Genomic DNA, 17,187 nt, shown 5'->3' with positions numbered 1-17,187 from the left:
TGTTTATTTCGTGGGTTTTAGTAGTTTTGTGATCGAGAAAAAAGTTTCTCTGTGTTGTTCTTTGGCTTGGCAAATATGTGAACAAAATTCTTAAAAAAAAAATCAAAAAGGTATTGAATTTTTATAAAAAAATACTCATGCTCGAGCCTTTGCCGAAACTACAAAAAAATATTTAATAATCCTTATGAAAATCGACGAAATACAAATTAGAGTGCGTTATGGAGAAACAGACCAAATGGGAGTGGTTTATCACGGAAATTACGCATTATATCTGGAAATGGGACGTATTGAATGGCTTAGAAAACTTGGGATTTCATATAAGTCTATGGAAGAAAATGGTGTTATGTTACCTGTTGTTTCGATGACTGTAAATTATAAAAAATCAGCGTGTTACGACGATGTAATTAATGTAAAAACTGAAGTGGTTAAAGTGCCAACTGCAAAAATTGAATTTAATTACGAAATAACAAATGAAGCAGGAGAACTTTTAACAACGGCTAGTACCACCTTGGTGTTTATAGATATGAAAACTAACCGCCCCATGCGGGCTCCGCAGTACATTTTAGATGCTATTAAGAAGTAGTCTAAATTTCTAAAATTTTTATTTCAAAAAGGTGATCGAAGGTGTTAAAAACAGAATCGGCTTCGGTCTTCCTTACCGAGATGGTAATTTGGCAATCTAATTCTAATTTTTGATGCGTAATGTTCAGGTTTTTTTCCTTGATAATACGCATCACTGTATTCATGTTTTTATAGTCAAAAGTGATAAGGAAATCTTTATTAATTGTCTTTTCTATGATTTTGGCTTCCTCGAGTGTCATTTGTGCAGCGGTTCGGTATGCGCTAATTAATCCACCAACACCTAATTTTACACCGCCAAAGTAACGAACAACAACAATTAAAGTGTTAGTAACCTCGAAAGATTGAATTTGTCCGTATATGGGCATGCCTGCAGAATTGCTCGGTTCGCCATCATCATTTGCTCTGTAGCTGATATTTTCAGTACCTATTTGGTAGGCGTAACACCAATGCCTTGCCGAATGGTGTTCTTTTTTTAAGGTTTCAATGTGTTCTTTAATTTCTTCTTCGTTAGAAACGGGGAAAGCATAACCGAAAAACTTGCTGTTTTTGTCTTTGTATAGTATGCCTTCAACAGGTGCTTTTATGGTTTTGTATAAATCTGAATTGTCCAAATCAATTAAAATATATTGGCTTCCGTTTTGAATAGTGTGCAGACATCTTCTGTTTTCGGATTGATGTTCCAGGTTTTAATGCCTAAGGTTTCCGCAGTTTTACAGTTGTCGGTATTATCATCAACAAAGAAGCATTCGCTGGCCTTTAGTTTGTTTTCGTTTAAGACAAATTCAAAAATGTCTTTATTAGGTTTTCTTAATTGAATTTCATGTGATAAATAAAACTGGTCGAAACAGGTTTTAAACTCTTCGAAAAACGGAACCTGCTCTTTAATCCAGTCGATATGTAGATCGTTGGTATTGCTTAATAAGATGAGTTTGTACTTACCTTCTTTTTTTAATTGTTGAAGAAATTCTAAACGGTGTTTTGGGAAATCTTTTAGCATAAAATTCCAGATATCAATTAATTCTTGGTTTGACAGATGCGGAAAGTTGTCGTTGTAAAATTCAAGAAGTTCTTCGGTAGAAATTAAGCCTTGTTCGTAAAAACTATTGAAAGCTAACATTTCATCTGAAAAGTTATCGATTTTAAATTTTTCGAAGGCGTATTGTAAATTGCCTTCAATATCTAAATTAATGAAAACGTTCCCGAAATCGAATATCAGGGTATTAATCATTTGTGTAAGTTTTTAATGTGTCGTTAATAATATGTTCTTCAGAAATTAATTTCCCTGAAAACTTAGGTGCTTTAGTTCCTGCTTTAAATGTTGTGGTGCCTGTGAAAATGCGAGCTTCATCCCAAAGGTTTTCATCTATAAACGTTTGAAGGGTTTTAGAGCCACCTTCAATAATAATGGAAGTGATGTTTTCGTTATAAAGCAATTCGCTTATTTGTTGTGCTATATTTTCTGAAAAATCGATGTTTTCCTTGGTTATGGTAATGTTTTTGGCTTCGTTACGAAATACAGATAAATTTTTAGGGAGTTTGGCTTCAGCGTCTAAAACAACTCGGATAGGGTGTTGACCTGTCCAGTCTCTGGTAGTTAAACTTGGGTTGTCTTGTAAGACTGTATTTGTGCCAACAAGAATAGCCTGTTCTTCGGCGCGCCATTTATGAACTAATTGTCTGCTAAATGTATTGGTTATCCAAACAGGTTTTTGTTCGTCTTTGGTTTCCGGAGCAATAAAACGATCTGCAGTTTCTGCCCATTTTAGAATAATATAAGGACGCTTTTTGTTATGGAATGTGAAAAAACGCTTGTGATGCACTTTGCATTCCTGTTCTAAAACGCCAACAGTAACATGTAGACCAGCATTTCTTAGTTTTTCAATTCCTTTTCCTGCAACCAGAATATTATCATCTAAAGACCCGATTACTATTTTTGGGATTTCGTTTTTTATGATTAAATCACTGCATGGCGGTGTTTTGCCATAGTGAGAGCAAGGCTCTAAGGTTACATATATGGTAGCTTCTTTTAGCAGGTTTTTATCCTTAACTGAATTAATCGCATTAACTTCGGCGTGGTTGCCGCCATAAGCACTTGTGAAACCTTCACCAATAATTTTATTGTTATACACAATTACGCTGCCAACCATAGGGTTTGGTCTAGTAGAGCCTAATCCGTTTTTGGCAATTTCAATGCAGCGTCTTATGTAGTATTCGTGCGTTTTCAAAAAGTAACTTATTTAATTTTTATATTGTCGGTTTTGTCTAAGGCATAAGTATATGAAAACCCAAAGACTCTGTAGGTGATGTCGCCTTTATATTGCACTTTTACTTTTCTACTAAAAATACTTCCCAGCAGTCCGCTTAAGCTTTTATCGCTAAAAAGGCTGTCTGTTGGAATTTCGGCACGTAATGGAATTGAGAATTCTTTTTCGGCCGGGACATCAAATCGTTCAGCAGAAACTTTTCCCATTTGATTATCATTTACAAAAATTTTAATTTCATCGGTTTCTAAAGCTCCGCTAATTATATTTGGGTTTAGAAACAGTGCATCGGCACTTATGATAATATGCTTTGCATTCGATTCGGTAACGTGAATATTTTCAACTCTTAAAAACTCTGGTTTTTCTTTAACTGAGCAACTTAAAAAGGAGATTAATATTGTTGATAAGATTATAAGGCGTTTCATGGTCTTTTTTTTAAGATTTAAGTATCTTCACTTGCGCAAAATTAACATTTTAAAGTTAGTAAAGTACTATGGTTATTGGTTAAAATAACCTGTTGGTATTTATTGGTTTAACTTTGTGAATATTGATTTTTAAACTCACGCCGTGTGCTTTCAGATTATGAAATTAAAGGAAATACAACAGCAGTATCACCAGGAATTAGACCTTATTTACGGGAAAGAAGAAGTCGATAGTTTCTTTTTTTTGTTGATAGAGTCCTTTTATGGCATGACCCGAATTAAGCTAGCTATAGATTCTGAAGCATCGGTTGAAAATGGTGCGAAAATGTTAGAAGCTTTAGAGCAATTAAAGGATGAGCAACCTATTCAATATATAATTGGAGAGACTGAGTTTTTTGGTTTGCCTTTTAAGGTTAATCCGTATACTTTAATTCCTCGTCCTGAAACCGAGGAGTTGGTAGAATGGATTATTAAGCATCAGCCAAAGTTAAATCATGAAACTTTAAATATTTTGGATATTGGAACAGGAAGTGGTTGTATCGCTATTTCGTTGGCTAAAAATATCCCCACCGCCAAAGTGTATGCTTTAGATGTAAGTCCGGGAGCTTTAAGTACGGCAAAACAGAATGCGGAGTTGAATAATGTTTCGATAGAATTTATTGAAGCCAATATTTTAAATTCTGAAACCTGGAGTGATGATTTTAAAAATGAGAAGTTCAGCATAATTGTGTCTAATCCGCCATATGTTCGAGAGCAAGAAAAACAACTCATGAAACCAAATGTGCTTAATAATGAACCACATCTGGCTTTGTTTGTAAAGGATGAAAATCCGTTGCTGTTTTATAAGGCTATTGCTCAATTTGCAAGTACCAACTTAGAGCCACAGGGCGCATTGTTTTTTGAGATTAATGAATTTTTAGGTCGAGAAATGATTCATTTGTTGACCACCAATAATTTTGTAAATATTCAATTGAAACAGGATATCTTCAAAAAAGATAGAATGATTAAAGGAGAAAAGAATTAGAGAATTACCCATGACTATAGAACAACAGATAAAAAAACTTAGAGAAGAATTAAATCAGCATAACTACAATTATTATGTGTTAGATAATCCTGTAATTTCAGATTACGATTTCGATTTAAAACTAAAAGAGCTTCAGGATTTAGAGGCTAAACATCCTGAGTTTTTTGATGCTAATTCTCCAACGCATCGTGTTGGCGGAGCTGTAACTAAAAATTTTGAAACGGTTGCGCACGAGTATCGCATGTATTCGCTAGATAATTCTTATTCAAAAGAAGATTTACAGGATTGGGAAACCCGTATTAAAAAGTTAGTTGATGGCGATATTCAATATACCTGTGAGTTAAAGTACGACGGTGCTTCCATCAGTTTAACCTACGAAGAAGGGAAGTTAATAAAAGCAGTAACTCGTGGGGATGGGTTTCAAGGAGATAATGTAACGGCTAATGTGCGAACGATAAAGTCGGTTCCTTTGGAGTTGAAAGGTGATTATCCATCAAAATTCGATATTCGAGGTGAAATTGTTCTGCCATTCGAAGGGTTTAATAAAATGAATGAGGAACGCATCGAAATTGGTGAAGAACCCTATAGAAATCCAAGAAACACAGCTTCAGGCAGTTTAAAGCTTCAGGATAGTTCCGAAGTTGCTAAGCGTCCGTTAGAGTGTTTGTTGTATAATTTAACCGGAAGCAATTTGGGAGTTGGTTCTCAGTTCGAGGGTTTAGAAAAAGCCAGGCAATGGGGGTTTAAAGTGCCTAATGCAGCGAAATTGACTAATTCTCTTGAAGAAGTTTTAGAGTTTATTGATTACTGGAATGAGGAGCGCCATAATCTACCTTATGAAACTGATGGTGTTGTTATTAAAGTAAATAGTTTACAGCAACAGGAAGAACTAGGGTATACTGCAAAAGCACCAAGATGGGCGATAGCTTATAAATTTAAAGCAGAGCAGGTCTCTACTAGATTAAATAGTATTACCTATCAGGTTGGGCGTACCGGTGCGATAACGCCTGTGGCTAATTTGGAACCGGTTGAATTAGCAGGAACAACGGTTAAGCGTGCCTCTTTGCATAATGCCGATCAAATAGAGAAATTAGATATTAGAGTAGGCGATGAAGTGTATGTTGAGAAGGGCGGGGAGATTATTCCTAAAATTTTAGGAGTTGATTTATCGATGCGTCCGGAAGATTCTGAACCAACACAATATATAACACATTGTCCGGAATGTCATACTGAATTGGTGAGACAGGAAGGTGAAGCTCAGCATTACTGTCCGAATTATAATGGCTGTGAACCACAAATTATTGGTCGTATTCAGCATTATATTTCCAGAAAAGCCATGGATATTGAAGGTTTAGGAGGTGAAACGGTGACTTTGCTTGTTAAAGCGGGTCTGATTAGTAATTATTCTGATTTATATGAACTAACCAAGGAACAGGTTATTCCGTTGGAGCGTATGGCGGAAAAGAGTGCAGAAAATTTAATTAACGGTATTGAAGCCTCTAAAGATATTCCTTTTGAACGTGTACTGTACGCCTTAGGGATTCGCTATGTGGGTGAAACGGTAGCTAAAAAGTTAGCAAAGCACTATAAAAGTATTGAGGCTATTGCTCAGGCCACACAAGATGAATTGGTTAATGTTGATGAGATTGGTGTAAAGATTGCTGAAAGTGTTCTTGCATTTTTTGCTTCCGAAGAAAACATACATATTATTAATAGGTTAAAATCTTTTGGGGTACAATTGGAAATTTCGGCTGAGCAACTTCAGGGGCAAACCGATATTTTAAAAGGGCAAAGCATTGTGGTTTCAGGAGTGTTTGAAATTGTTTCAAGAGATGAACTTAAAAAGCTTATTGAAGATAATGGAGGCAAAGTGAGTAGTTCTATTTCGTCGAAAACAAGCTTTTTGGTTGCTGGAGATAAAATGGGGCCAAGTAAGCTAAAAAAGGCAGAAAGCTTGAATATAGATATAAAATCGGAGTCTCAATTCTTACAAATGATTGGGGTAAAATAATTTTTTATCGACAAAAAGCACTTTTTTATCGTTTAATTGTAATATTTGTTTATATTTGCCCTAAAGAATTAGATTGCTATTATGCTTAAATCTAAAATAATAGAGGGTTTGGTTATATTAATTTACATATTATTTGTCCTGTTTCAATTTACAGGTCACGATGATTTGGCTTATTATTCCAGTTCATTAATTCTGCCATTTATCACAATCACATACTTTATTAAGGTAAAAAACAGGTCGTTGTTTTTTACCTTGTTTTTGGTTTTGTTTTCTATTTCCGATTTACTGGTGTTTTTTGAAGGCATTACGTTATATAAGAAAATAGATTATTATTTAGGGAATGCCTTGTATATTTTAGCTTATACATGTTTGTTTTTTGAGATCTCTAAATCAATAAAAATAAAGTCTTTAATAAAGAATTATTTTATACACCTAATAGTTTTATCTGTGTTGAGCGTATATATAGTGTATTTTCTTCAGGGTGTAGTAAAACCTTATGTTTCGGTTACTGATGAGTATTATGTAGAGCTTGTTTATAATATAGTTTTATTGTTGCTTCTTTCTACAGCCCTTTTAGCTTATTTTTATAAGGACAATGTAAAGTCGTTATACATGTTTGTAGGGGTTTTAAGTGTTGTTTTTGCCGAGGTAATGTGGGTGGCATATAATTATATGGGAGAGCGCAATTTACTTAATTTGTTATCTACAACATTATATTTGGTTGGCTTTTACTTCTTTTACAGACAATCAAAACTTTTAGATGTTAATCAGGAAGAGTTAAATATGGTAACTCACTAAGTTTAAAGTTTAGCATAGTTTTAAAATTTTGACGGCATTTCATCGATTAAGTGCGTGGTTTTTGGTTTGAAATGCGAAATTTTATTAAGTTTGGGATAACCTACTTATGAAATTACCATGAAAAACTGGATTGCAAATACAGGCGATAAAGTCTTTTTATTGGCTTTATGGTTGTTAGTTGCTGTGAGTTGTATAGCAGTTTTAACTTCAAAAGCTTCTCCGATTACCTATAGTTTACTTTTATATGTGCCTTTGTTTTCGATTGCCTATTTCTCTAAGTACAAATCGTTAAAATTTGGTTTTATAGCGTATTTACTATTCTCATTTTTAGGAGATACATCTAGTCTGTTTTTTACAGAAGTTATGCTAATCAAAGCCTCCAGCGTGTTTTACTTTTTAGGTTTTATGTATTTGCTAATTATGATTTTGCCAAAATTTAAATTATCGGAAGTGCAGCCTTTGGTGGGGCCTTATTTAATAAGTGTGTTTTTAATTATTGCTTTCTTTTTATTTCAGATTTATAATATTTTGAACTTAACTTTGGAAAGCACAGCAGAAGTTCAGTTGTTCGGATTGAAAAGCTTAAGTCTGGTTGTTTTAGGTTTAGTGGCTTTTGGAGTGTATTTAAATACCCAGACCAAATTATCCGTGCTGTTCTTAATAGGTGTTGGATGCCTGTTTTTTTCTGTAATCCTGAATTACATCAATTTATATTATGTGTATCGTTTAGAATTTGTAGCTATAGAACGCATATTATACACAGTGGCTTTGTTCTTTTTGTTTAAACATGCTGTTTTAGACAAGGAGCAAATTCAGGAAGAAAAAAGTTTTAATTCAAGCAAAGTTTTAGCTTAAACTATAATCGATGTTCCGTTGGCAGATTTGTTCTTGTCTGTATCGAAATAAAAATCAATTCGTCCCAGGTTAATACCCCAATATCCCACTTGATTTACAAGCATATTTTTGTCTTCACTATTTTTAACAACTGTAGGTTTTTGTAAAAAGGTATGGGTGTGACCTCCAATGATTAAATCGATATCTTTGGTTGATTTCGCTAATATTAAATCACACAATCTATCTGGGTTTTCCTTGTAATAATATCCCAAATGAGACAAGCAGATAACTAAATCGCATTGTTTTTCTGTTTTTAAAATACGAGACATGTCTTTTGCGGTTTCAATGGGGTCTAAATATTTTGTTTCTTTGTAATTTTTGGAGTCTACAATACCTTTCAGTTTAATTCCTAATCCAAAAATTCCAATTTTAATACCATCAACATTATAAATTTTATAAGGTTTAGTATGGGTATCCATAATGGTGTTCGAAAAATCGTAGTTGGAACAGATAAAATCGAATTTAGCATGTGGTAATTGCGCATACAAACCATCAATACCGGCATCAAAGTCATGATTTCCAAGTGTGGCAGCGTCATATTTTAGCATGCTCATAAGTTTAAATTCTAATTCACCACCATAATAATTAAAATATGGTGTGCCCTGAAAAATGTCACCGGCGTCTAAAAGAAGTGTATTGGGGTTTTCTTTTCTAATGGATTCTACTAAACTGGCTCTTCTGGCAACGCCTCCCATATTAGGATAGGTTCCGTCGTTAGGACCAAACGGATCGATATGACTATGCACATCGTTGGTGTGGAGTATGGTAATTTGTTTAGTATTCGTTTTGTTTGCGAACGATTGAAGCCCGATACCGCCTAAAGTTATTAAAGCTGTAGTTGCTGAAGTTTTTTGAATAAAATCTCTACGTTTCATGATTAGGGCTTATGGTGTTATTTGAATAAATCGGTCGTCAATGGTAGGGCTAATGGTGTCTGTTTTCTTAAAGTAATCAATAATAGCATTTCTAACCTTATAATCAATTTTATAAAGACTATCGTTAGGTTGGAAAAATGTCATGTTATCTCCACCATTATAAAGGTAATCTTGAGTGGCTACGTAGTAGGTTTTGTCCTCTTCAATTTTATGATTTTTTATAGTTGCTTCAATTAATTTATAATCTTGATCGATTACTAATTTAAGTTTTGAAAATGGATTTGCTTTTTTTGCCTTGCACAAGTATTCAAGCATTTTGTCTATTTCAGGTTTCTTCAAAGCAACAATAACTATATTGTTTTCAAACGGCATTAATTCAAAAGCCGTTCTGGTGGTAATGTCGCCTTTTGAAACTATGGTTCGAATACTTCCGTAGCTAAGTAAAACCATATCTATATCGTGTCCGGTTCTGCTTTTAAAAACAGGGTTGGATTGCTCGTAAATAACATCTGCCATAAAGTTTCCAATAGCTGTATTGAATTTACCATCGTCTCTGGAGTAAGTGCCAACCGAATAAGCTAAAACACTATCTAAATCTTTGTTAAGATGCGATCTAAAAGGTTTTATAAAGCTATCAATTTCAGATACATTTTTTAGGCTATCTGTAATGCCTATTTGTTTTCCTTCAATTTTTGTTAGGTGATATTCGGGCTGTTTACAACTGATAAAAAGTGATATATATAACAAATAAATTAAAAATGTAAACCTCATATTTTTAGTAGATTTTTTGAATCTAGTTTTGTTACCTTTGCGCAAATTATAAAGATAAATGATTTTAAAAGGTTTTAAAGAAAAATCTAATAAAAAGTACTTAAACAAACTGTTAAATGAAAGACAGGGAAGGGTTGACGACAGTAAAATTGAAAGTTTAGGCGTTATCTTTAATTATGATGAGACGGGTAACTTTGAGCAATTTAGAAAGTTAGCCGATAAGCTAAAAGTGCGTCCTAACAAGGTGAAAATAATTGCTTTTTCAGAACGGGAAATAGAATTGCAAAGCACCTGGGATGTCTGTTATACTTTTAAAGATTTCGGTTGGAAGGGCGCTGTGAATAATTCAGAATTACAGGCGTTTATAAAAACAGAGTTTGATGCCCTTATAAGCTTTTATAATAATGATATTTTAGAATTAAAATTGATGACAGCCTTATCGAAAGCAAAATTTAAAATAGGTGTTTTGCAAGACGATGAACGTTTAAACGATTTTATTCTTAAAACCAAATTGAATGAATTTGATGTGTTTGAAAACGAGCTTTTTAAATACTTAACTATATTAAATAAAATTTAAAAATGAATAGTAAGTTTCTAGGAACTGGAGTTGCTTTGGTTACACCGTTTAAATCAGATTTAAGTGTGGACCATGAGGCTTTGACTAATATTGTAAATTTCAATATTGAAAATGGTGTTGAGTATCTTGTAATTTGTGGAACAACAGGAGAAGTTGTTACGTTAACTAAAGAAGAGAAGAAGGAAGTTGTTGAAACTGTAGTTAAAGCAAATAATGGTCGTGTGCCTATGGTTTTAGGTATTGGTGGAAACAACACAGCTCTGGTTGTAGAAGAAATAAAATCGACAGATTTAAGTCAAATGGCAGCTATTTTATCTGTATCTCCATATTATAGCAAACCAACTCAGGAAGGAATTTATCAGCATTTTAAAGCAGTTGCTGAAGCTTGCCCGATTGATGTGATTCTTTATAACGTTCCAGGACGTACTTCTAAAAATATGGAGGTGTCAACAACTTTACGTTTAGCTCAAGATTTTGAAAATGTTGTAGCAGTTAAAGAAGCAGGAAATAATATTGCTCAGTATTACGAATTAATAAAAAATAAACCAGAAGGTTTTGCTGTTATTTCAGGTGATGATGATTTAGCTTTAGGTGTCGTTTTAGCTGGAGGGGCAGGAGTTATTTCTGTAATTGGTCAAGGATTTCCTAAAGAATTTTCAGAAATGATTCGTTTAGGGTTAGCTGGAAATGCCAAAGAAGCTTTTAAACTTCATTATAAATTAATGGATGTTATTGGTTATATTTTTGAAGAAAATAACCCGGCAGGAATTAAAGGTGTTTTCGAAGCTTTAAGTCTTTGTCAAGACACTGTAAGATTGCCATTAGTGCCAGCTTCTGATGCTTTAAAAGCTAAAATAAAATCGTTTGTAGCAACCTTTTAATGTGGTAAATAAAATAAAAGATCCGGGAGTAGGGAATGCCTCTGCGCAGTATGCTAAGCGCATGCTTAAACCTGATGGGTCTTTTAATTTAAAATATCATAACAAACCACGAAAATTTTCCGAAGCCTATCATTTTTTGGTAAATATTTCGTGGTTTTATTTTTTTAGCCTATCCTTTTTGGTAGGCTTCTTAATTAATGCTCTTTTCGCTTTAATTTATCTGTTAATAGGAATTGAAGAAATCACTGCCTTATCAGGTAGTCCGGTTCAGGATTTTTTCAATGCCTTTTTCTTTAGTACACAAACTTTTACTACAGTAGGGTATGGTGCCTTGGCGCCAAACGGATGGTTGAGCGGTATGGTAGCGTCTATTGAATCTTTTTTAGGTTTAATGTTATTCGCCTTTGTAACCGGTTTAATTTATGGTCGGTTTTCGAAGCCAAGATCAGCAGTCAGGTTTAGTAAATATCTTGTTTTAAGAGATTTTAAACAGCATCGCGCCATCATGTTTAGGTTGGTTAATGATAGGAAATCGGTAATGATTCAACCTAAAATATCGGTAACTTTAATGTTATCTCAGCCTAATGATTCAGGAATTTATGAGAATAATTTTTATTTGTTGAATCTGGAACGAGATGCCATAGATTATTTGCCGACAACATGGACTATTGTTCATGAATTGGATGATGAAAGTCCGTTGTCGAATTATTCAAATGAAGCCATAAAAAAGCTTCATGGCGAATTAATTATCATGATAAGTTATTACGACGAATCCTTCAATCAGGAAGTTCATAAAATTCATTCCTATGATTTAAAGGAAGTTCAAGTCGATTTCAAATTTGTAAAGGCACAAAATTTTAATAGTGAAGGGACTCTAATTCTGGATTACGACCTTTTTGATGCTATTGAACCACACAAAAGTTAAATATTACTTAATCCTTGTTGTTCCTATAAAGCTTCAAGTATTTTAGCGTGAAATAATATTTTTAAAATCCATATTATTAACTTAATTTTGCATCTTGTTTTAAAACAATGAAATATGCATATTTACAATAAATTAAATATGTTTATGTTATGCATATAAGATTTGATAATAGAAACAGGTAATAACAACAAATGAAAAGATTTCTTTATTTATTATTAACAATCACAGTTTTAAACTCTTGTAGCGAATATCAGAAAACCTTAAAGTCTGAAGATATTGCGGCAAAGTATAAAATGGGAGAAGAACTTTATAACGAAGGTAAGTATGCCAAAGCTAACAGGTTGTTTGAGCCACTTATAGCAAGTTATAGAGGGAAACCTCAGGCTGAAAAACTAATGTATTTATATTCAAAATCGTTATACGAAGTTGGAGATTACTATACAGCAGGATATCAGTTAGAGCGTTTTGCAACCAGTTACCCTAAAAGTGAGAAGTTAGAAGAAACCTCTTATTTGGCAGCGAAAAGTTATTACATGAGATCGCCTATTTATTCTAAAGATCAAAAGGAAACAAAAGAAGCGATAGATAAATTACAAGGGTTTATCAACCAATTTCCAAAGTCGGAGTATTTATCTGCAGCTAACGAATTGGTAAAAGAATTAGACTTTAAATTAGAAAAGAAAGCATTTGAAATTGCTAAGCAGTACAATACAATTTCAGATTACGAAGCATCTATTAAGTCGTTCGATAATTTTGTGATTGATTTTCCTGGATCTAATTTAAGAGAAGAAGCTCTGTTTTACAGACTGGATTCAGCTTATAAATTAGCAATTAATAGTTTCGACTTTAAACGAGGAACTTATGTGCCTCTAAAGAAACCACGTTTAGAGCAAGCCAAAGAATACTGTGATTCCTTTAAGCAATCATATGCCGCTTCAGAACATATTGAAGAGGTAAATGAAATTGGAGTTGTAATAGACGAAGAAATAAAAAAGTTATAGCATAAAAAGTTAAATAATAAAGACGATGGATTTAAAGAAAACCAATGCTCCTGTTAATACCATTACGTACGACAGAAACCAAATTGACGAGCCGACAGGCAATATTTATGAGTCAATTTCTATCATTGCAAGACGTGCTGACCAAATTAACACAGAGATTAAAAAAGAGCTTATCGATAAGTTAGAAGAGTTTGCTACTTATAACGATAGCTTAGAAGAAATCTTCGAGAATAAAGAGCAAATTGAGGTGTCTAAATTTTACGAAAAATTACCAAAACCTCATGCTTTAGCTGTTCAAGAATGGTTAACAGATAAAGTTTATTTTAGAAACACTGAAGAAGATAATCAGTAACCGTTTTTAAAATGTCAATATTAAGCGGCAAGAACATACTATTAGGAATTAGTGGTGGTATTGCCGCTTACAAAACAGCTTCATTAGTAAGGTTATTTATAAAATCGGGTGCCAACGTAAAAGTTGTAATGACACCGGCTTCAAAAGATTTTGTAACTCCTTTAACCTTATCTACGCTTTCAAAACATCCGGTGTATTCCTCGTTCACTCATGACGATGACGACAATGCCGTTTGGACTAATCATGTCGATTTAGGGCTTTGGGCCGATTTATTTATCGTAGCACCTGCTACAGCAAATACTTTGTCTAAAATGGCCAATGGTGTTTGTGATAATCTCTTATTAGCAACGTATTTATCAGCGAAATGTCCGGTGTATTTTGCGCCTGCCATGGATTTAGATATGTATAAACATGAAAGCACTTTGCGTTCTTTCAAGGTCTTAAAATCTTACGGAAATATAATGATTCCTGCTACCAGCGGCGAATTAGCCAGCGGACTGGTAGGTGAAGGACGTATGGCAGAGCCGGAAGATATTGTGTCTTTCATTGAAAACGATATTTTAAATCAATTACCACTTCGCGGAAAGAAAGTTTTAATTACCGCAGGTCCCACTTACGAAGCCATAGATCCCGTCCGCTTTATAGGAAATCATTCCAGTGGAAAAATGGGTTTTGAAATCGCTAAAGCAGCTGCGAATTTAGGTGCTGAGGTTGTTTTGGTTTCAGGACCAACCAATCAATCTGTGTCACATGGTTTAATTCAGGTTGTGCCTGTAGTTAGTGCACAGGATATGTACAATGCGGTTCATGAATATTACGATGCGGTTGATATTGCTATTTGTTCTGCAGCTGTAGCTGATTACAAACCAAAAGATGTGGCAGCTCAGAAAATAAAAAAGAGCGATGCTACGTTAACATTAGAGTTAGAAAAAACTCAGGATATCTTAGCGTCGTTGGGAAAAGCTAAATCCAATCAGTTTCTTGTAGGCTTTGCTTTAGAAACCAATAACGAATTGGAAAACGCAAAAGACAAGCTAAAAAGAAAGAATTTAAATTTAATTGTTTTAAATTCGTTAAACGATAAAGGTGCCGGTTTTAAAGGCGATACTAATAAAGTAACCTTTATTGATGATGAAAATAACATTAACGAATATCAGTTAAAATCTAAAGCTGAAGTAGCTAAAGATTTGATAAATAAAATTTTAGAACAAATTAATGCGTAACATTCTAGTCGTTTTATTATTCTTTTTAAGTGTTTTTGGTTTTGCCCAGGAATTAAATTGCAATGTTGTGGTTAATGCACAACAAACAGGAAACGAGAACTTTCCCATTTTTAAAACATTAGAAAAGCAATTAACCGAGTTTGTAAACAATACCAAGTGGACAGATAAAACCTTTGCTTTACAGGAGCGTATTGATTGTAGTTTTATTGTAAACGTAACTAATTATAGTGGTGAAGCGTTTCAGGCGTCATTACAAGTACAGTCGTCAAGACCAGTTTACGGTTCTTCATTTAGTACCCCAATTTATAATTTTAATGATAAGGATTTTAACTTTCGATATTTAGAGTATCAAAACTTAATTTTTAATCCTACACAATATCAGTCTAACTTGGTGTCTGTTATAGCATTTCATGTATATATGGTTTTAGGTTTAGATGCCGATTCGTTTGCTGAGAATGGAGGAGATCCTTATTTTAAGCAGGCACAGATTATTACAAACTATTCACAGCAGGAAAATTATAAAGGTTGGAAGGTTGAAGATGGTTTACAAAGCCGTTTTGCGTTAATCGACAATGTTTTATCGCCTACATTTAAAGAGTATCGTCAGGTTATGTACGATTACCACATGCAAGGTTTAGATGTGATGAGTGATAACGCCAAATCAGGAAAAGAAGAAGTAGCGACATCTTTAATCAAGTTTAAAGCGATGAACTCACGCCGACCAAATTCTTTTCTGTTACGTACGTTTTTTGATGCTAAAGCCGATGAAATAGAACAAATCTTTAGTGATGGTCCGAATGTGAACATTGCCAGCGTTAAAGAAACCCTTCAAAAAGTGGCGCCAACTTACAATAGCAAATGGCAAAATATTAAGTTTTAAGGAGTATAACTTTAAGCTTTTAACTTTTAATTTTCAACTTGGATGCTAACATCACTTTCAATAAAAAATTACGCATTAATCGATCAATTAAATGTTAATTTTAACGATGGTTTTTCAATTATTACAGGTGAAACCGGTGCCGGAAAATCTATTCTTTTAGGAGGTTTATCTTTAATTCTGGGTAAGCGTGCCGATTTAAGCAGTTTGAAAGACACGTCAACAAAATGTGTTATTGAAGCCGTTTTTAATATTTCAAATTACAATTTAAAATCTCTTTTTGAAGCTGAAGATTTCGATTATGACGAGCAGACTATTATTCGTCGCGAAATTTTACCATCAGGTAAATCCAGAGCGTTCGTAAATGATTCCCCGGTAAATCTGAGTAGTTTACAGTTGTTAGGCGAACGATTAATCGATATTCATTCGCAACACCAAACCATGGCGTTAACGACCGATGAATTTCAGTTTCAGGTAATTGATGCTTTGGCAAATAATGAAGAAAATCTTCAACAGTATACTTCAGAATTAAAAGTCTACAAAACTTTAAAAAAGGAATTAAAATCGCTTTTAGAGTTTCAGGCCGATGCTATAAAGGAACACGATTACAATAGCTTTTTGTTGAATGAATTGGTTGAAGCTAATTTAGTAGATGGTGAGTTGGAAGCACTCGAAGAAGAGTATGAAAGTCTGAATAATGTAGAAAGCATAAAGGATAAATTGGGTGAGGCATATCAGTTACTTACCGATGAGCAAGTAGGGGCTATAACCACACTAACGGCTTTAAAAAACACCTTTCAAAAATTAAGCTCGTATTCATCAAAGTACGAAGATTTATTCAATAGAGTAAACAGTAGCTTAATCGAATTAGACGATGTTTACAGAGAAGTAGATTTACTTCAGGATAATCTGGAGGCCGATCCAAACCGATTGGAGGTTGTTGACGCTAAATTACGTTTACTTCATAATTTAATGCAAAAGCATGTTGTAGAAACGGTATCAGAACTTATTGAAATTAAAAATCAGTTAGAAGAAAAGGTTTCTGTTACCGAAAATCTTGATGAATCCATTCAAAACAAAGAGAGTGAAATCGAGGCTCAGGCAAAGACTTTAGATACAATTGCTAAAACGATACACGATAAACGCTCTAAGGTTATACCAGAATTAAAGGAGCAGTTAGAATCGATTTTGGTGGGTTTAGGAATGCCAAACGCGCAGTTTAGTATAGAAGTTAATCTTGAAAATGAGTATTTGTCTAACGGAAAAGACAATTTATCATTTTTATTTTCTGCAAATAAAGGCGGGAATTACAACGAATTGAAAAAGGCTGCTTCAGGAGGAGAGTTATCCAGAATTATGCTGGCTATTAAATCTGTTTTGGCAAAATACATTCAGTTACCAACCATCATGTTCGATGAAATTGATACAGGAGTTTCAGGTGAGATTTCAAATAAAATGGGAGATATTATGCTGGAAATGAGTAAGTCCATGCAAGTATTTGCAATTACTCATTTACCGCAGGTAGCCGCCAAAGGACATTCGCATTTTAAAGTTTATAAAGAAGATAAAGACGAGGTAACACATTCTAATTTAGTAAAGCTTAACCACGACGAGCGTATTGTCGAAATCGCCCAAATGTTAGGCGGTGTGGAAATGTCTTCATCTGCTATTGCACATGCCAAAGAATTATTGAATTAATTAGTATCTTTGTCC

19 protein-coding genes are annotated in these 17,187 nt (G+C 33.8%); 13 read left to right on the top strand and 6 right to left on the bottom strand.

All coding sequences use genetic code 11. The features are described 5' to 3' along the window. Positions 1-184: 184 nt before the first annotated feature. Positions 185-583 carry an acyl-CoA thioesterase gene (locus R1X58_RS16100; RefSeq protein WP_240573401.1) on the top strand — a complete coding sequence of 133 codons (399 nt, stop codon included), beginning with the start codon at positions 185-187 and terminating at the stop codon, positions 581-583. 1 nt (position 584) lies between these two features. Here the strand turns inward: R1X58_RS16100 and R1X58_RS16095 are convergent, their stop codons facing one another. The 4 genes from R1X58_RS16095 to R1X58_RS16080 are packed head-to-tail and all read right to left on the bottom strand — an operon-like array spanning position 585 to position 3,268. Continuing rightward, the gene (locus tag R1X58_RS16095; RefSeq protein WP_240573400.1) at positions 585-1,193 is read right to left on the bottom strand and encodes an IMPACT family protein; all 609 of its coding nucleotides are present in this window, start codon (positions 1,191-1,193) and stop codon (positions 585-587) included. 5 nt (positions 1,194-1,198) lie between these two features. Then, the gene (locus tag R1X58_RS16090) at positions 1,199-1,810 is read right to left on the bottom strand and encodes an HAD family hydrolase (protein ID WP_240573399.1); all 612 of its coding nucleotides are present in this window, start codon (positions 1,808-1,810) and stop codon (positions 1,199-1,201) included. Next, on the bottom strand, positions 1,803-2,807 hold the full coding sequence (gene ribD, locus R1X58_RS16085; protein WP_240573397.1) for a bifunctional diaminohydroxyphosphoribosylaminopyrimidine deaminase/5-amino-6-(5-phosphoribosylamino)uracil reductase RibD: 1,005 nt from the start codon (positions 2,805-2,807) through the stop codon (positions 1,803-1,805). Before ribD ends, R1X58_RS16090 begins: the two co-directional genes overlap by 8 nt. 8 nt (positions 2,808-2,815) lie before the next feature. Next, the gene (locus tag R1X58_RS16080) at positions 2,816-3,268 is read right to left on the bottom strand and encodes a hypothetical protein (RefSeq protein WP_240573395.1); all 453 of its coding nucleotides are present in this window, start codon (positions 3,266-3,268) and stop codon (positions 2,816-2,818) included. Between the two features lie 157 nt (positions 3,269-3,425). On the opposite strand from R1X58_RS16080, the gene prmC reads away from it, so the two are divergent. The 4 genes from prmC (at position 3,426) to R1X58_RS16060 (ending at position 7,953) form a co-directional block, all read left to right on the top strand. Then, a complete protein-coding gene (gene prmC, locus R1X58_RS16075) occupies positions 3,426-4,289 on the top strand; it encodes a peptide chain release factor N(5)-glutamine methyltransferase (RefSeq protein WP_240573393.1) in 864 nt (287 codons plus the stop codon). Positions 4,290-4,299: 10 nt separating this feature from the next. Continuing rightward, the gene (gene ligA, locus R1X58_RS16070; RefSeq protein WP_240573391.1) at positions 4,300-6,300 is read left to right on the top strand and encodes an NAD-dependent DNA ligase LigA; all 2,001 of its coding nucleotides are present in this window, start codon (positions 4,300-4,302) and stop codon (positions 6,298-6,300) included. Between the two features lie 108 nt (positions 6,301-6,408). Beyond that, positions 6,409-7,098 carry a hypothetical protein gene (locus tag R1X58_RS16065; protein WP_317292999.1) on the top strand — a complete coding sequence of 230 codons (690 nt, stop codon included), beginning with the start codon at positions 6,409-6,411 and terminating at the stop codon, positions 7,096-7,098. Between the two features lie 117 nt (positions 7,099-7,215). After that, positions 7,216-7,953 (top strand): hypothetical protein, encoded by a 738-nt coding sequence (locus tag R1X58_RS16060; protein WP_240573389.1) that lies wholly within the window; start codon positions 7,216-7,218, stop codon positions 7,951-7,953. On the opposite strand, the gene R1X58_RS16055 is transcribed toward R1X58_RS16060, so the two are convergent. Both R1X58_RS16055 and R1X58_RS16050 read right to left on the bottom strand, forming a co-directional pair. After that, a complete protein-coding gene (locus R1X58_RS16055) occupies positions 7,950-8,867 on the bottom strand; it encodes a bifunctional metallophosphatase/5'-nucleotidase (RefSeq protein ID WP_240573388.1) in 918 nt (305 codons plus the stop codon). The two genes, R1X58_RS16060 and R1X58_RS16055, sit on opposite strands and share 4 nt — an antisense overlap. A 9-nt stretch (positions 8,868-8,876) precedes the next feature. Further along, positions 8,877-9,638 carry a 5'-nucleotidase C-terminal domain-containing protein gene (locus tag R1X58_RS16050; RefSeq protein ID WP_240573387.1) on the bottom strand — a complete coding sequence of 254 codons (762 nt, stop codon included), beginning with the start codon at positions 9,636-9,638 and terminating at the stop codon, positions 8,877-8,879. 58 nt (positions 9,639-9,696) lie between these two features. Here R1X58_RS16050 and R1X58_RS16045 point away from each other — a divergent pair, with 58 nt between their 5' ends. The 8 genes from R1X58_RS16045 to recN all read left to right on the top strand — a co-directional run bounded on the left by R1X58_RS16045 (position 9,697) and on the right by recN (position 17,172). Beyond that, the gene (locus R1X58_RS16045) at positions 9,697-10,215 is read left to right on the top strand and encodes a DUF6913 domain-containing protein (RefSeq protein ID WP_240573386.1); all 519 of its coding nucleotides are present in this window, start codon (positions 9,697-9,699) and stop codon (positions 10,213-10,215) included. Positions 10,216-10,217: 2 nt separating this feature from the next. After that, complete coding sequence (gene dapA / locus R1X58_RS16040; protein WP_240573385.1) at positions 10,218-11,096, top strand: 4-hydroxy-tetrahydrodipicolinate synthase; 879 nt, start codon at positions 10,218-10,220, stop codon at positions 11,094-11,096. Position 11,097: 1 nt separating this feature from the next. After that, a complete protein-coding gene (locus R1X58_RS16035; RefSeq protein WP_240573384.1) occupies positions 11,098-12,021 on the top strand; it encodes an ion channel in 924 nt (307 codons plus the stop codon). A 191-nt stretch (positions 12,022-12,212) separates the two neighbouring features. Beyond that, positions 12,213-13,022, top strand: a complete 810-nt coding sequence (locus R1X58_RS16030) for an outer membrane protein assembly factor BamD (RefSeq protein ID WP_240573383.1) — start codon at positions 12,213-12,215, stop codon at positions 13,020-13,022. Between the two features lie 25 nt (positions 13,023-13,047). Next, positions 13,048-13,374: a DNA-directed RNA polymerase subunit omega gene (locus R1X58_RS16025; RefSeq protein WP_240573382.1), complete on the top strand. Its 327-nt coding sequence runs from the start codon at positions 13,048-13,050 to the stop codon at positions 13,372-13,374. An 11-nt stretch (positions 13,375-13,385) separates the two neighbouring features. Further along, entirely contained in the window at positions 13,386-14,597 is a 1,212-nt protein-coding gene (gene coaBC, locus R1X58_RS16020) for a bifunctional phosphopantothenoylcysteine decarboxylase/phosphopantothenate--cysteine ligase CoaBC (RefSeq protein WP_240573381.1), read from the top strand. Further along, positions 14,590-15,477: a type IX secretion system protein PorD gene (porD, locus tag R1X58_RS16015; RefSeq protein WP_240573380.1), complete on the top strand. Its 888-nt coding sequence runs from the start codon at positions 14,590-14,592 to the stop codon at positions 15,475-15,477. Before coaBC ends, porD begins: the two co-directional genes overlap by 8 nt. 42 nt (positions 15,478-15,519) lie before the next feature. Further along, positions 15,520-17,172 carry a DNA repair protein RecN gene (recN, locus tag R1X58_RS16010; protein WP_240573379.1) on the top strand — a complete coding sequence of 551 codons (1,653 nt, stop codon included), beginning with the start codon at positions 15,520-15,522 and terminating at the stop codon, positions 17,170-17,172. The last annotated feature ends 15 nt before the right edge of the window (positions 17,173-17,187 follow it).

The organism is Aestuariibaculum lutulentum (assembly GCF_032926325.1).
Classification (GTDB): domain Bacteria; phylum Bacteroidota; class Bacteroidia; order Flavobacteriales; family Flavobacteriaceae; genus Aestuariibaculum; species Aestuariibaculum lutulentum.
The sequence above is the reverse complement of the archived record's forward strand: the minus strand, read 5'-3'. Positions and strand labels throughout refer to the sequence as shown.